Source organism: Desulfosporosinus acidiphilus SJ4, assembly GCF_000255115.2.
Lineage (GTDB): Bacteria > Bacillota > Desulfitobacteriia > Desulfitobacteriales > Desulfitobacteriaceae > Desulfosporosinus > Desulfosporosinus acidiphilus.
The window spans coordinates 3645460-3661226 of record NC_018068.1 but is presented as its reverse complement, the minus strand read 5'-3'; the positions used below and the strand labels follow the sequence as shown (position 1 = coordinate 3661226).

At 43.9% G+C, this 15767-nt stretch carries 9 protein-coding genes and 3 rRNA genes; 9 read left to right on the top strand and 3 right to left on the bottom strand.

From position 1 onward, the window contains the following. Positions 1-17 precede the first annotated feature (17 nt). The 7 genes from recQ to larA all read left to right on the top strand — a co-directional run bounded on the left by recQ (position 18) and on the right by larA (position 12491). Positions 18-2213 (top strand): DNA helicase RecQ, encoded by a 2196-nt coding sequence (gene recQ, locus DESACI_RS16745; RefSeq protein WP_014828384.1) that lies wholly within the window; start codon positions 18-20, stop codon positions 2211-2213. A gap of 83 nt (positions 2214-2296) precedes the next feature. Continuing rightward, positions 2297-3808: an MDR family MFS transporter gene (locus DESACI_RS16740; RefSeq protein WP_014828383.1), complete on the top strand. Its 1512-nt coding sequence runs from the start codon at positions 2297-2299 to the stop codon at positions 3806-3808. 603 nt (positions 3809-4411) lie between these two features. After that, positions 4412-5979, top strand: a 16S ribosomal RNA gene (locus tag DESACI_RS16735). Positions 5980-6351: 372 nt separating this feature from the next. Beyond that, positions 6352-9264, top strand: a 23S ribosomal RNA gene (locus DESACI_RS16730). A 117-nt stretch (positions 9265-9381) separates the two neighbouring features. Beyond that, positions 9382-9497, top strand: a 5S ribosomal RNA gene (gene rrf / locus DESACI_RS16725). The 16S, 23S and 5S rRNA genes sit together here, the layout of an rRNA operon. Positions 9498-10317: 820 nt before the next feature. Next, positions 10318-11181 carry a methyl-accepting chemotaxis protein gene (locus tag DESACI_RS25575; protein WP_014828382.1) on the top strand — a complete coding sequence of 288 codons (864 nt, stop codon included), beginning with the start codon at positions 10318-10320 and terminating at the stop codon, positions 11179-11181. Positions 11182-11228: 47 nt separating this feature from the next. Next, positions 11229-12491: a nickel-dependent lactate racemase gene (gene larA, locus DESACI_RS16710; RefSeq protein ID WP_014828381.1), complete on the top strand. Its 1263-nt coding sequence runs from the start codon at positions 11229-11231 to the stop codon at positions 12489-12491. Positions 12492-12675: 184 nt separating this feature from the next. On the opposite strand, the gene DESACI_RS16705 is transcribed toward larA, so the two are convergent. Beyond that, complete coding sequence (locus DESACI_RS16705) at positions 12676-12900, bottom strand: alpha/beta-type small acid-soluble spore protein (RefSeq protein ID WP_014828380.1); 225 nt, start codon at positions 12898-12900, stop codon at positions 12676-12678. A gap of 305 nt (positions 12901-13205) precedes the next feature. Between DESACI_RS16705 and hypA the strand changes: the two genes are divergently transcribed. Then, a complete protein-coding gene (gene hypA / locus DESACI_RS16700) occupies positions 13206-13547 on the top strand; it encodes a hydrogenase maturation nickel metallochaperone HypA (RefSeq protein WP_041276120.1) in 342 nt (113 codons plus the stop codon). Further along, on the top strand, positions 13547-14218 hold the full coding sequence (hypB, locus tag DESACI_RS16695; protein WP_014828378.1) for a hydrogenase nickel incorporation protein HypB: 672 nt from the start codon (positions 13547-13549) through the stop codon (positions 14216-14218). Before hypA ends, hypB begins: the two co-directional genes overlap by 1 nt. A gap of 460 nt (positions 14219-14678) precedes the next feature. Here hypB and DESACI_RS16690 read toward each other — a convergent pair whose 3' ends face one another. Both DESACI_RS16690 and DESACI_RS16685 read right to left on the bottom strand, forming a co-directional pair. Next, positions 14679-15167, bottom strand: a complete 489-nt coding sequence (locus tag DESACI_RS16690) for a HyaD/HybD family hydrogenase maturation endopeptidase (RefSeq protein ID WP_014828377.1) — start codon at positions 15165-15167, stop codon at positions 14679-14681. A 2-nt stretch (positions 15168-15169) separates the two neighbouring features. Continuing rightward, entirely contained in the window at positions 15170-15754 is a 585-nt protein-coding gene (locus DESACI_RS16685; RefSeq protein WP_014828376.1) for a cytochrome b/b6 domain-containing protein, read from the bottom strand. Positions 15755-15767: the final 13 nt, after the last annotated feature.

Genomic DNA, 15767 nt, shown 5'->3' with positions numbered 1-15767 from the left:
TTAAGGAGTTGTTCATAGTGCTCATAGAAACGGCTCTAGGAGTATTGCAAAAATATTTTGGTTATACACAGTTTCGAGACGGTCAGCAAAAAGTAATAGAGAGTCTGCTTATGGGTAAGGATACGTTGGCTATCATGCCGACAGGGGCAGGCAAATCATTGGCATATCAAGTTCCGGCCTTAATTTTTCAAGGAACCACTCTGGTTATTTCGCCTTTGATTTCTTTAATGAAGGACCAGGTTGATGCCCTCCAGCAATTTGGAGTTTCGGCAACGTTTATCAATAGTTCCTTATCCCTTAAAGAAGTAAGGTCCCGTATTGCCAGAGTCCTGCACGGAGACTATAAACTTCTCTATATTGCTCCGGAACGATTAGAGTCGGAGAATTTTCGTACACTTTTAGAATCACTAAATGTCTCCTTTTTGGCAATTGATGAGGCTCATTGTGTTTCGCAATGGGGGCATGATTTTCGGCCAAGTTACCTTCAACTGGGGCCTTTTGTCAGATCTTTGCCACAAAAGCCGTTGATTGGGGCTTTCACAGCAACAGCAACGGAGGAGGTTCAAAGAGATATTGTTCGTTTGCTCCAGCTTGATACTCCTAACGTTTATGTGACGGGTTTTGACAGGCCTAATTTATCGTTTACCACTCTGAGGGGAGAGAATAAGAAGGCCTTTATTTTGGACTATGTACAGGTCCATAAGGATCAGTCAGGGATCATTTATGCGGGAACCCGGAAAGATGTAGATCAACTCCAGGCTTTTTTAGCGAAACATGGATTGAAGGTCGGAAAATATCATGCCGGGATGAATGATGATGAGCGTAAAAAACACCAAGAGGATTTTCTTTTCGATGAAACATTGATCATGGTGGCGACGAATGCTTTTGGGATGGGTATCGATAAATCGAACGTGCGTTATGTCATCCATTACAATATGCCGAAAAATATGGAAGCCTATTATCAAGAAGCGGGACGTGCGGGACGTGATGGAGAACCTGGGGAGTGTATTTTGCTTTTCTCACCACAAGATGTTGTTCTGCAAAGATTTTTAATCGAACAAAGTGTTCTGCATCCGGAGCGGAAATTGAATGAGCATAAAAAGCTCCAGGGAATGGTAGATTATTGTCATACTCCTCGCTGTTTAAGGAAAACCATATTAGAATACTTCGGAGAAGAAGATGTTCGGGATGATTGTGAAAACTGTAGTAATTGCAATGATGGACGTGAGATAGTTGATATTACCATCGATGCGCAGAAAATATTTTCTTGCATATATCGGATGAGAGAACGTTTTGGTATTGGTATGGTTGCAGAAGTTCTTAAGGGATCGCGTAAAGCGAAGATCATTGAACTTAATTTTGATAAACTTTCCACCCACGGACTTTTAAAGGATATGCCGCTTCAAGAAATAAAAGATCTTATTAACTTTTTAGTGGCAGAGAGTTATTTGCAATTATCCACCGGAGAATATCCGGTATTAAAATTGATGCCTTCTGCAGTTTCTGTGATAAAAGGTGAAACAAACGTTATGAAAAAAGTGTCTCCCCAACCATCGAAAGACGCTGTGGAGGAGGTTAGCCTCTTTGATCAGCTTCGGGCTCTGCGTAAAGAATTAGCGGCAGAAGAAAACTTGCCTCCTTATATGATTTTTGCCGATAGCACCCTGCGGGAAATGTCCCAGGTCTGCCCGGCGAATCATAGGGAGATGATTCGAATCAGCGGAGTTGGGGAGCGGAAGTTAGAAAAATATGGGGATAAGTTCTTAAAGGCAATTGCTGATTTTATGGACTCTGCCAAGCTCAAAAGGGTTAAGTCACTTTCCCTGGCTTCCGAGAGTAACAATGATATGCAGGCTAGAAAATCTAACAAGGAGACAGGGGTTAATCTAGCGGTTAAAGATATGGAAGATGATAAACTTCCAAGTCATATCCAAACGCTGGTCTTATATCAAGAAGGGTATTCTCTTGAAGAGATAGGGAAGATTAGAAAAATAACAGAAATAACTGTTCAGAATCATCTTGTGCGCTGTGGTCTTGAGGGACATGCTGTACCATGGGATGACTTTATTCCCAGCGATCAAGAACGCCTAATTTTGGAAGCAGTTCAAAAAGCCGGACGTGAAAAGCTGCGTCCCATAAAAGAATTACTCTCCGATGATATTGAGTGGTTCACAATTAGGGCAGTATTGGAGAAATATAGAGAATTAAGTTAAGTTTTTACCGGTTGCTTAGTCTATCAGACACAGATGATTAATATTTATAATTTAATGCGCTTCCGTTGCAGAAGGAGTTATCAATGCAAAGTAACGAACAAACTCGTCCTAGGGAGAAGGCCCAGACAAATCGAAAGGTCGTTTTGGCTTGTATTATGCTGGCTATGTTTATGGCGGCTATAGAAGCGACGATAGTTGCGACAGCGATACCAAGTATTGTCGGTGATTTGGGAGGATTTTCGAAATTCAGCTGGGTGTTTTCAGCTTTTCTTTTGGCGCAAGCTGTAACAATCCCTATCTACGGGAAATTAGCTGATTTGTATGGTCGAAAACCTATTTTCTCCTTTGGCGTAATTGTCTTTTTAATTGGGTCATTGCTCTGCGGGATGGCTCAAAGTATGAATATGCTCATTCTCTTTCGCCTGATTCAGGGAGTTGGAGCGGGAGCTGTTCAGCCTATTGTTACCACCGTTGTCGGGGATATTTTTGATATATCAGAACGCGCGCGGATTCAAGGATATCTTTCTAGTGTCTGGGGAGTATCCTCCATCATAGGCCCGGCTTTAGGTGCTTTTTTTGTCCAATACGTACGTTGGTCTTGGATATTCTGGATAAACATTCCCATTGGCCTGATCTCTATGGTAGGAATATGGCTCTTTCTGAAGGAGACGGTACATACACAAGACCATAAAATAGATTATTTAGGATCGGCTTTGATCTTTATTTCAATTAGTGCCTTGATGATTATTTTTATCCAAGCAGGAACGGTTTGGCCAATAACGTCCGCTCCGGTACTTGGTTTAACTGTAACAGTGATCCTCGGAATTTTCCTCTTTGTTTTACAAGAAAAGAGGGCCGTCGAACCCATTATGCCTTTGTGGATTTGGAAACATTCTCTAATTCTCATTTCGAATTTAGCGACCTTAACAACGGGCGTTGTTATAATCGGGATATCATCATTTTTACCAACCTATGTTCAAGGAGTAATGGATAAAACACCGTTAGTTGCGGGATTTGCTCTTGCTTTTATGTCGATGGGCTGGGTAGTAGCGGCAACTTATTCCGGAAAGATTATGTTTAAGTATGGGTTTCGCAATGTTGTTATCGTTGGGTCCATTTGGGCTTTGTTAGGTTCTCTATTCTTTGTAACGTTACAGCCCGCCAAAGGATGGCTTTGGGCCGGAGCTGGGTCATTACTTATTGGTATCGGCATGGGTTTAGCAAGGACCGTTTTTATTGTAGGAATTCAGAACAGCGTCGATTGGAAAATGCGTGGAGTGGCCACAGCTTCAAATATGTTCATGAATATCCTGGGTAATACCATGGGTGCCGCGCTTTTGGGCGGTGTTTTGAATTTGAACTTGGTAAATTATTTACGGAGTCATGGCGCAAGTAGGGGTATGCAATTAGATGTCATTAATCTTTTGCTTGACCCGATTAAAAGAGGAGCTCTGCCACAGAGTGAGCTGAGATTATTGACTTCAGGGCTTGCCTTATCTCTGCATTATGTTTTTTGGGGTTTGTCAATATTTGCTGTGTTAAGCTTTGGATTAGTCATGTTTTTCCCCAAAATGGTCAATCATAAGAATAATTAAAGAACGTTTTATGATTTTAGGATTTAATTAGATTATCGCTTCAACGCAAATATTTAAAGATTAAAATGCCCCGAACTTAACGATTGATGTGCCTTCGCAATATCCGAGTCTTGTTTTCCTTAAATGGATTGTGGCCCCGGATTTCCTATGTGATTTTGAGTAAAGTAACAATCCGTGTAGTATTACACTCACGAAATTTTATAAGAGAACTAACATTTCACATGATCTTAGAAAGGCAAGAATTAAAGAATTAAAGGTGGATTAAACAGGTAAAATAAGGTGTGACACAAACTTAGCATAAAAGATAAAAAAAGAGTTGACACGATGATGTGAGAAGTGTTATTATAACAAAGCGCTCAAGAACAGCGCTTTTAAATTCTCTCAAAACCTGTTGATTAAATAAACTGGTTTAAAAAAAAGTGATTGACAGAATAAAGAGAGGATGTTAAGATGAAATTCCTGGCGCAAACGCCGGGAAAATGAAAAGATGGTCTTTGAAAACTAAACAACAAGGACAGCCAATGAGAGAAACTCGCAAGAGTTTCAAAAGAATCATGAAATCATGAGCAAGAAATCATCTTCTTACGAAGAAGTTGAATAACTTTTTTGGAGAGTTTGATCCTGGCTCAGGACGAACGCTGGCGGCGTGCCTAACACATGCAAGTCGAACGGAAACAAACTCTAAGTTTACTTAGAGTGCGTTTTAGTGGCGGACGGGTGAGTAACGCGTGGGTAACCCTGCCCATAAAACCGGGACAACTCTTGGAAACGAGGGCTAATACCGGATACGCTTAAGAAGCGGCATCGCTTTTTAAGGAAAGATGGCCTCTGAAAATGCTATCGCTTATGGATGGACCCGCGTCTGATTAGCTGGTTGGTGGGGTAAAGGCCTACCAAGGCGACGATCAGTAGCCGGCCTGAGAGGGTGAACGGCCACACTGGGACTGAGACACGGCCCAGACTCCTACGGGAGGCAGCAGTGGGGAATCTTCCGCAATGGACGAAAGTCTGACGGAGCAACGCCGCGTGTATGATGAAGGTCTTCGGATTGTAAAGTACTGTCTTTAGGGAAGAACGGTCTCTTCAGGAATATGGAGGGGACATGACGGTACCTAAGGAGGAAGCCCCGGCTAACTACGTGCCAGCAGCCGCGGTAATACGTAGGGGCGAGCGTTGTCCGGAATTATTGGGCGTAAAGGGCGCGTAGGCGGGTATTTAAGTCCGGTGTGAAAGATCAGGGCTCAACCCTGAGAGTGCATCGGAAACTGGGTATCTTGAGGACAGGAGAGGAAAGTGGAATTCCACGTGTAGCGGTGAAATGCGTAGATATGTGGAGGAACACCAGTGGCGAAGGCGACTTTCTGGACTGTAACTGACGCTGAGGCGCGAAAGCGTGGGGAGCAAACAGGATTAGATACCCTGGTAGTCCACGCCGTAAACGATGAGTGCTAGGTGTAGGGGGTATCGACCCCTCCTGTGCCGGAGTTAACACAATAAGCACTCCGCCTGGGGAGTACGGCCGCAAGGTTGAAACTCAAAGGAATTGACGGGGGCCCGCACAAGCGGTGGAGCATGTGGTTTAATTCGACGCAACGCGAAGAACCTTACCAGGGCTTGACATCCTCTGAACTCTCTAGAAATAGGGAGGTGCCCTTCGGGGAGCAGAGAGACAGGTGGTGCATGGCTGTCGTCAGCTCGTGTCGTGAGATGTTGGGTTAAGTCCCGCAACGAGCGCAACCCCTGTATTTAGTTGCTAACACGTCAAGGTGAGCACTCTAGATAGACTGCCGGTGACAAACCGGAGGAAGGTGGGGATGACGTCAAATCATCATGCCCCTTATGTCCTGGGCTACACACGTGCTACAATGGCCGGTACAGACGGAAGCGAAGCCGCGAGGTGAAGCCAATCCGAGAAAGCCGGTCTCAGTTCGGATTGCAGGCTGCAACTCGCCTGCATGAAGTCGGAATCGCTAGTAATCGCAGGTCAGCATACTGCGGTGAATACGTTCCCGGGCCTTGTACACACCGCCCGTCACACCACGAAAGTCTGCAACACCCGAAGCCGGTGAGGTAACCCGCAAGGGAGCTAGCCGTCGAAGGTGGGGCCGATAATTGGGGTGAAGTCGTAACAAGGTAGCCGTATCGGAAGGTGCGGCTGGATCACCTCCTTTCTAAGGAGAACGGTTTAGAGCTTAGGCTTTAAACGAACATCCTATGGGTCGATGCTCTTGCTAAGCAAGAGATCAAAAAGAGTCGCAAGACTCAAGCCGAGGGATCGGCAAACTCATTGGCAAAACTGTTGTTTAGTTTTGAGAGACCAGGAAGATGAACCGCATAAATACTTGCGAATTAATCAAAATGGAATCTCGTTCACAAAATTATTGGTAACATTGAACATGCTGTTCTTTGAAAACTGCATAGAGAAATAATTTCTAGTAAGTCAAAGGAAACATCACCTCGAAACGAGTGTCATGTGATGGATCGAGTCATCGATTGATCCATAAAACGAAGTTTTGAGAAACCCTAACGTAGTATAGATTTTAGGTCAAGCTACTAAGGGCGTACGGTGGATGCCTAGGCGCTAAGAGTCGAAGAAGGGCGCGGTTAACAGCGAAATGCCACGGGGAGTCGTAAGCAGGCTTTGATCCGTGGATACCCGAATGGGGCAACCCCACCGGAGTCATATCCGGTGATCTGCAGTTGAATACATAGGCTGCCGAAGACAACCCGGGGAACTGAAACATCTAAGTACCCGGAGGAAGAGAAAGAATAATCGATTCCCTGAGTAGCGGCGAGCGAAACGGGAAGAGCCCAAACCAATCCCTTCGGGGATTGGGGTTGTAGGACCCTCTTTTAGGCACAATGTTCTAGCTGAAGAAGACTGGAAAGTCTCGGCAGAGAAGGTAACACTCCTGTAAGCGAAAGAGCAGAGTGCTGTGAGGGAATCCTGAGTACCGCGGGACACGTGAAACCCCGTGGGAAGCAGGGAGGACCACCTCCCAAGGCTAAATACTACTTAGCGACCGATAGTGAACCAGTACCGTGAGGGAAAGGTGAAAAGCACCTCGGAAGAGGAGTGAAAAAGAACCTGAAACCGTACGCTTACAAGCAGTCACAGCACTTCGGTGTAGTGGCGTGCCTTTTGTAGAATGAACCGGCGAGTTACGGTATGCAGCGAGGTTAAGGCGAAGAACCGGAGCCGAAGCGAAAGCGAGTCTGAAAAGGGCGACGAGTTGCATGCTGTAGACCCGAAACCGTGTGATCTACCCATGGCCAGGGTGAAGGTGGGGTAAAACCCACTGGAGGCCCGAACTCACTGTCGTTGAAAAGGCAGGGGATGAGCTGTGGGTAGGGGTGAAATGCCAATCGAACACGGAGATAGCTGGTTCTCCCCGAAATAGCTTTAGGGCTAGCCTCAATTGATGAACCATGGCGGTAGAGCACTGAATAGGCTAGGGGCCTTACCAGGTTACCGAACCTTATCAAACTCCGAATGCCATGGTCTTAAGATTGGGAGTCAGACTGTGGGTGATAAGATTCATAGTCAAAAGGGAAACAGCCCAGACCATCAGCTAAGGTCCCAAAGTATACACTAAGTGGGAAAGGATGTGGAACTGCACAGACAACCAGGATGTTGGCTCAGAAGCAGCCACCATTTAAAGAGTGCGTAATAGCTCACTGGTCGAGTGGTTCTGCGCCGAAAATGTAACGGGGCTCAAGTGTATCACCGAAGCTATGGCTTGCACGTTTACGTGCAGGGGTAGGGGAGCGTTCTAAATGCAGGGAAGTCATTCTGTAAGGAATGGTGGAGTGTTTAGAAGTGAGAATGCCGGTATGAGTATGCGAAAAGACAAGTGAGAATCTTGTCCGCCGAAAATCTAAGGTTTCCTGGGGAAGGCTCGTCCGCCCAGGGTAAGTCGGGACCTAAGCCGAGGCCGAAAGGCGTAGGTGATGGACAACTGGTTGAGATTCCAGTACCACCGAGAAGCGTTATTAACAATGGGGAGACACAGAAGGATAGGTTAAGCGTGCCGTTGGTCGAGCACGCCCAAGCGAGTAGGAGGTAGGGTAGGCAAATCCGCCCTGCGATAACTCTGAGACGTGATGGGGAGCGAAACATAGTAGCGAAGTAACCGACTCCAAGCTGTCAAGAAAATCCTCTAGTGAGTGACTGGGTGCCCGTACCGCAAACCGACACAGGTAGATGGGGTGAGAAACCTAAGGCGCGCGAGAAAACCCTCGTTAAGGAACTCGGCAAAATGGCCCCGTAACTTCGGGAGAAGGGGCGCTCACTGCAAGGTGAGCCGCAGAGAAAAGGTCCAGGCGACTGTTTAACAAAAACACAGGTCCCTGCGAATCCGCAAGGAGAAGTATAGGGGCTGACACCTGCCCGGTGCTGGAAGGTTAAGAGGAGAGGTTAGCCGCAAGGCGAAGCTTTGAATTGAAGCCCCAGTAAACGGCGGCCGTAACTATAACGGTCCTAAGGTAGCGAAATTCCTTGTCAGGTAAGTTCTGACCCGCACGAAAGGTGTAACGATCTGGACACTGTCTCAACGAGGGACTCGGCGAAATTGTAATACCCGTGAAGATGCGGGTTACCTGCGACAGGACAGAAAGACCCCATGGAGCTTTACTGCAGCTTGACATTGGATTTTGGTATAAAATGTACAGGATAGGTGGGAGACAGAGAAGCTAGGGCGCCAGCCTTGGTGGAGTCGCCGGTGGGATACCACTCTTTTTGTACTGAAGTTCTAACTAGGTCCCCTGAATCGGGGATTAGGACAGTATCAGGCGGGCAGTTTGACTGGGGCGGTCGCCTCCTAAAGAGTAACGGAGGCGCCCAAAGGTTCCCTCAGCGCGGTTGGAAATCGCGCGCAGAGTGTAAAGGCAAAAGGGAGCTTGACTGCGAGACCTACAAGTCGAGCAGGGACGAAAGTCGGGCTTAGTGATCCGGTGGTACCGAGTGGAAGGGCCATCGCTCAACGGATAAAAGCTACCCTGGGGATAACAGGCTTATCTCCCCCAAGAGTCCATATCGACGGGGAGGTTTGGCACCTCGATGTCGGCTCATCGCATCCTGGGGCTGTAGTAGGTCCCAAGGGTTGGGCTGTTCGCCCATTAAAGCGGTACGTGAGCTGGGTTCAGAACGTCGTGAGACAGTTCGGTCCCTATCCGTCGCAGGCGCAGGAAATTTGAGAGGATCTGTCCCTAGTACGAGAGGACCGGGATGGACGAATCACTGGTGTACCAGTTGTCTCGCCAGAGGCACAGCTGGGTAGCTATATTCGGACCGGATAAGCGCTGAAAGCATCTAAGCGCGAAACCGGCCTCAAGATGAGATTTCCCACAGTGAGAGCTGGTAAGACCCCTGAAGGAAGATCAGGTTGATAGGCCGGATGTGGAAGCACCGTGAGGTGTGGAGCTGACCGGTACTAATCGGTCGAGGGCTTGACCTAATTGAACTACGGCAGGAACGTGGCTCAGTGTTTCCGAGGAAGACGAAACTAGAAAGAAGACTCTATGTGGTTTTGAGAGAGCAGGGTTCTGTAAAAGAAAACTGAAAATCTCAGAGATCTGGTGATCATGCCGGAGGGGTTCCACCCGTTCCCATACCGAACACGGAAGTTAAGACCTCCAGGGCCGAGCATACTTGGGGCATAGCCCCTGGGAAATTAGGTCATCGCCAGGTAAACAAGCGAAAGACTGCCTTATGGGCAGTCTTTCTGTGTTCATAGTAAGAATTATGTAGGCATATTAAGTTAATTACAAGAAGGAAGTCCGGGGTTCCACCCGTTCGATCCACGTTGCAGGAGTCTGCGTTACGGGACGCAACGTGGCGAAAAGCTCGTCCGCTTTTCGTATACCGAACACGGAAGTTAAGACCTCCAGGGCCGAGCATACTTGGGGCATAGCCCCTGGGAAATTAGGTCATCGCCAGGTAAACAAGCAATAGACTGCCAATTATGGCAGTCTATTTGTGTCTATAACAAGAAATATAAAGCAAAACAACCAGGGTTCCACTCGTTCGGACCCACATTCAGGAGAATGCGTATGGGGACGTATGGGAGCGTAATCCTCAGAGAATAAAGATCAATTAGGAAGAAGTGAGAATAAATGTGATGTTTTTTGTTGGTTAAAAAAACTCGAGGGCTCCTTTAACGTTTTCGTGGTTAAAGTTTAATAGAATTTATCCGATGTAAATCGGTATTGATTAATTTCAATATTCTATATTAGTCTTCAATAAGAAGTTAACTAATTAGAATTATTTGATGTATATAGTCAGAAAACAGATATTTAAAAGATGTCTTCTGTAAAAGATAAATACTATAAATTTTATTACATTTTTTCGCCAAAATACGAGAATAATATTGTAATGCATGATAAACTACTTATAGATTAAATTGCTAGGACCATTTTTATGTAATATAGGGCATTAAATCAGGTATTGATAACTAGTTGTGTCTTGTCATGTCATCTTGGAATGACATGCTAAAAAGGAGAGGTTAAAAGTGGAGCGGGGACTAAGTACTAATATAGCACAAAACATAGTTGAACTAGTCTATCAAACTAGCGGTTTCCATGCAATAGTTTGCGACGCAACCGGTACGATTATCGCTGACTCAGCCAATAAAAGAATCGAGGTTAAACACAGAGGGAGTCAGGAAATATTATCTTCAGATCGTAACTATATAGAGATTACTGAAGAGGAAGAGATTGCTTCTTCCGGACAAATGAAAGAAGGATATAATGGAGCAATTGAGTCTCAAGGAATCAAAATCGGTACCTTCGGAATAGCTGGAAGGTTGGAAATCGTTCGGCCGGTTGCTAAGGTTGCCGTAGGAATGATTGTTCTTTTAATAAAAGATGAGGAGCTCAAGGAAGTCATTCGCGATCAAGTCCAAATACTTAGCAGCGCGGTTGAACAGGCTGCAAGTTCAGTTCAACAGACTGCGGCTTCTTCACAAGAAGTGGCTTCAATTAGTCAAGTCATTGCCCAAGAGGCAAAAGAAGGTGAGAATCAACTACAGTCAACAACAATGATGTTAGAATTAATTCATAAAGTCGCGAAACAAACCAACCTTTTGGGACTAAATGCTGCGATTGAAGCTGCCCGAGCAGGAGAAAATGGTCGTGGTTTTTCCGTCGTTGCCGAGGAGGTTCGAAAGTTGGCTGAAGAGAGTAACCGTTCGGCAAATGAAATCAAAAACACTTTGATGGTTTTCCAAACTATTATTCAAAAAATTGTCGAGAGTTCTTTACGTAACAGCTCTATTACTCAAGAGCAAGCTAAAGCAAATCAAGAAATTGCTCATATGATTGATGGGGTAGTTCAAGTCAGTGAGAATTTAAAGTCGTTAGCGGTAAATAACTAAATTTAGTCTCAGGACTATAATAATACACATAGAAAAGGAGAAACAGGATGGAAGTTGCTCTTGCTTATGGAAAAAAGGGATTAAAAATTAACGTTCCTGACTATTCGAAAGTAGTCACCCCTAATTATGTAGAGTTACCTGAAGATGATCACGCTATAGTTGTAAACGCGCTTCGGAACCCCATCGGGACAAAACCCCTCAAAGAGCTGGTTAGCCCAAAGGACAAGATTGTCATTGTCATCAGTGATATTACTCGTCCTACTCCAAACCACAAATTAGTGCCATGGTTATTGGAGGAGCTTTCTCATATTCCGATTGAAAACTTTACGATTATTAATGGGACTGGTACTCATCGCGACGAAACTCGAGAAGAGCTCGTGGAGATGCTTGGAGAAGAGATTGTAAACACAGTCCGCATAATTAATCATCATTGCCATGAGATGTCCGAACTTAAAAAAGTTGGCAGAAGCAGCTTTGGTTGTGACGTTTATTTAAATAAAGAATATGTAGAGGCAGACTTTAGAATTGTAACGGGATTTATTGAACCTCATTTTTTTGCCGGCTTTTCAGGGGGACCCAAAGGAATTATGCCCGGGATTGCAGGAATAGAGACGATCTTAACATTTCATAATGCCAAAATGATTGGTCATCCTCTCGCAACATGGGGAGTGATAGAAAATAATCCTCTTCAAGAGATGACTAGGGAAGTAAACTCTTTTTGCAAACCCGATTTTCTCCTAAATGTAGCTTTAGCGGGTAATAATGAAATAACCAAAGCTTTTGCCGGTGAGCTTATTGCCGCTCATGAGACAGGATGCGCATTTGTTAAAGAGCATGCCATGGTCAAATGTGAGGAGCGTTTTGATGTAGTGATTACAACAAACGCGGGGTATCCTTTAGATCAGAATCTCTATCAAGCGGTTAAAGGTATGAACGCTGCGCAAAAGATTGTGAAACAAGGCGGAACGATCATTTGTGCGGCGGAATGTATAGAAGGAATGCCGGAACACGGCAACTTTTCTAAGATACTACAAATGCGTGATACGCCAAAGGCACTATTGGAAATGATTAATGAGCCATCGTTTAGTATGTTTGATCAATGGGAAGCTCAGAGATTAGCCATGATTCAAGAATGGTCTGATGTTATTGTCTATTCGACACTTCCGGAAGAATGGGTTAAAATTGCCATGCTTACGCCGACCAAAAGTATTGAAACGACATTAAGTGAACTTCAGACTAAATACGGCAAGGATATGACGATAGCCGTTTTGCCCTTAGGGCCGCTGACAATTCCTTATGTTGAAGAGTAAAATTAATTGTTGATTAGCCTATGATAGAACATGAAGAAGGGATGAAGCATTATTACGCTCATCCCTTCTTCCTCGGAGAGTTATTACTAAAGAAAGTCTCATTCTAGCAATAATCTCTGATGGTAGGATATCCTATTGTTAAAAATCGCGTTGGCCGAAACACGATCTTAACAATTCTAAATAATTAATCGTTCATTATATCGGAACCTTCGTTAGCCATTTCCTTTTCTGCAAAATTGATCATTTTTCTGACCATGTTTCCACCTATTTGTCCAACTTCACGAGTAGTCATATTGGCAAACCCTTTGTCTTCAATATCATCGTCTAATTGTAATTCTTCAGCGACTTCCCATTTTAACTTATCCAACTGGCTTTCGGATTCAGGAACTTCCGGCGTATTACGACTCATATTACCATCCTCCTTATCAGTTGTTTTATAGTTTGATACAATGTTAGCATATCCTTTTTGTAAGAGATTATACATAAATAATTTTGGATTATAATTTACGATAGGAACTGCATTATTCTGTTGCTTACCATATCTATTTTTATTCTTCTCTTAAATTAATATTGATTAAAGGGAATTTCTTAGTTTTGTCGAATTACTCAGATAATAATTTATTACAATTAATAATTCCTGACAATCCAACCAATAATAAGTTATTTGGAACGCAAAAATACTGTGGAGAAGATTTCCCATTAAGGGGTGATAATGTGCATGAGATGTCCTTAATGGGGGGAGTTTTCGAGGTAATCGATCAGACTCTCTCCTCACATAATGTAAAGAGGGTTTTGAAGGTTAAGATAAAGGTTGGTGAGCTAACCAACGCTGAACCAGATGCTTTGGCAATGGCTTTTGAGGCTTATAGCAAGGATACTGTATGTGAGGGAGCCGAATTGGTCGTGGAACGTGTCCCATTGCGCGGATTCTGCAAGAATTGTCGTCGTGAGTTTAATGTTAAGACTATGTGTTTTCTGTGTCCTGACTGTCAATCTACGAGTATAGAAATTACTCAGGGAGAAGAACTTTTACTGGAAAGCCTGGAGGTTGAATAATGGATAATGAACGTCGCGAAATCGAAGTAATGGCAAATTTAAGGGATTCCAACGATATGCAAGCAGAAGTTAATCGCGCTCATTTTCGCAAGAATAAGTGTCTTGCCGTCAATATAATGGGTTCGCCAGGTGCCGGTAAAACCTCTCTTCTGGAGAAAACGATGCCACTGCTCAATAGAAACATGCATGTGGCAGTTATTGAAGGGGATATCTTTACGAGCAAGGATGCTGATCGGATTTCGGTCCACGATATTCCGGTCATACAAATTAACACCGGAGGCAGTTGTCATTTGGACAGCAAGATGGTCGCCAAGGTATTGCCTGAATTTGATTTTCAGAATTTGGACCTCATGATTATTGAAAACGTGGGTAATCTTGTTTGTCCTGCGGATTTTGACTTAGGTGAAGCCTTTAAAGTTATTGTTTTGAGCATTGTTGAAGGTGATGATAAACCGGCAAAATATCCGGTAATCTTCAGAAAAGCTAAAGCTGTTATCCTCAATAAGATGGATTTAGAGGGATTAACGGATGTCAATATGGAGAGAATGAAGCAAGATATCCGTAGTATTAATCCGGCCATCGTTATTTTCGAGATTTCTTGCCGTAAAGGGGAGGGACTCCAGGCTTGGACGGATTGGCTAAAACATGAAGTGGAAGCCTTTCAAGATTGAAATCAATCAGTGGCTGAATTAATCTGGAACGAAACAAAAGTAGGATAGTGAAGACCTCGAAAGAGTAATCCCCACTTATAGAAATAGAGGTCTTAGCTGAGGATAAATACAAAATAAATTAAGAGCCTTTCACACTGTGAAAGGCTCATTATTGGAGTGGGGACTACATTGTATTGCCCACAACATGAGAAAACTGGCTACCGTCTTGGGATAGACGATCAGCCAGTTTTTTCATTCCGAAACTTTGAGAGGCCATGAGAAACTAAAGTTTCAGCACGGCCTCATTTAATAATGAATAAGTGTTCTTTGCAGAAGTTTTGTGATTAATCCAATTGTATTTTTGGATATAAAATATGCGAGACCGACTTCCTTCGAGCAAGCCTTTTTCCAAAAGAGTCATCTTGTTTCTAAAAAGTATAGTTATCTCTAAGAAAACTATTCTCTAAGTAAACTAAGTAACTTACTTCCGAGTAAACTTGCCTTCACGCTGAATAGAGTCTATTTCAAGAAGAACCAATTCAGCAAGCTTAGGGAAAAGAGTTTCGATTTCCGGGCTTATTTCCATTCCCCATTCAAGTTTTTTGGGTTGCACACCGAAAATTAAGGTTTGAGGAGCACGCCCTAAAACATTCGCCATGGTTAATACTTCGATTATTCCGATTTGGTGGAAGGAAACCTCGAATTGTTCAGGTAACACTTGTATATCACCGGGTTGAAATCGGAATAGGGCTCCGGGTTCGGACTGAGCATTTATGGCGTCAATAATAATTAGAAAGTCCACTTCTTGAATTAAATGAACGAGTTCGAGTCCAGCAGTACCCCCTTCAAGGAGTTCAACATTTTCCGGGAGGGATTTCTGAGCCAGTTCGTCCAAAAATCGAACACCCAAGCCTTCGTCGGAAAGAAGAATATTTCCGACTCCCATGACCATAATTTTTGGCGAGTGCATGATTAAATTCCCTTCTCATTCCTCATTTTGCCGAAGAACATAAACAAAAACTGTTCGAAGGCAGTTGTAAAGACCAAATAGACGTGAATTGCAATAATTGCCAGTAATATGCACATGATAAGGAAATGAAGTCCCCGTACTGCAGCAAGTCCTCCTAACCAACCCAGCATTTTTGCAGACTGTTCAGGTTTGTAAAGGATAAACCCGGTGAACGCCTGAAAAACCGTTAGGATGGGAAGGGCAATGTAAGCGATTTTCTGCAGCGGATTATATTTTCCTGTTTCCGGATGCTTGCCGAGGAATAAATAATATTTTGTCTGCGGCCAAATATTTTTTACATCCTGTGTATTGAGTAAAATAGAGTCATAATCTTTATTTTTCCCAAAAAAGGAAATATAAAAACGTACAATCCCATTAATGAGAAGAAAATAGGCAAAGATGAAATGCAAATTACGAATTAAGCTCATAGGCACACCCGGATAAGGGAAATGAATAAACCAACCTGTAAGGCATAAGACCAAGAAATTAATAAGATTAATCCAGTGGCTTAAACGTTGGGTAAATGGATGGTCGAGCGGGTTAACCATGTCCTTTCCTCCT

What these genes read in the sequence shown, in the direction of transcription:
- DESACI_RS16740 (WP_014828383.1), top strand. Translation starts at nt 2,297, where the DNA reads ATGCAAAGTAACGAACAAACTCGTCCTAGGGAGAAGGCCCAGACAAAT.
- DESACI_RS16705 (WP_014828380.1), bottom strand. Translation starts at nt 12,900, where the DNA reads ATGAGTCGTAATACGCCGGAAGTTCCTGAATCCGAAAGCCAGTTGGAT.
- DESACI_RS16690 (WP_014828377.1), bottom strand. Translation starts at nt 15,167, where the DNA reads ATGCACTCGCCAAAAATTATGGTCATGGGAGTCGGAAATATTCTTCTT.
- hypB (WP_014828378.1), top strand. Translation starts at nt 13,547, where the DNA reads ATGGATAATGAACGTCGCGAAATCGAAGTAATGGCAAATTTAAGGGAT.
- DESACI_RS16685 (WP_014828376.1), bottom strand. Translation starts at nt 15,754, where the DNA reads ATGGTTAACCCGCTCGACCATCCATTTACCCAACGTTTAAGCCACTGG.
- larA (WP_014828381.1), top strand. Translation starts at nt 11,229, where the DNA reads ATGGAAGTTGCTCTTGCTTATGGAAAAAAGGGATTAAAAATTAACGTT.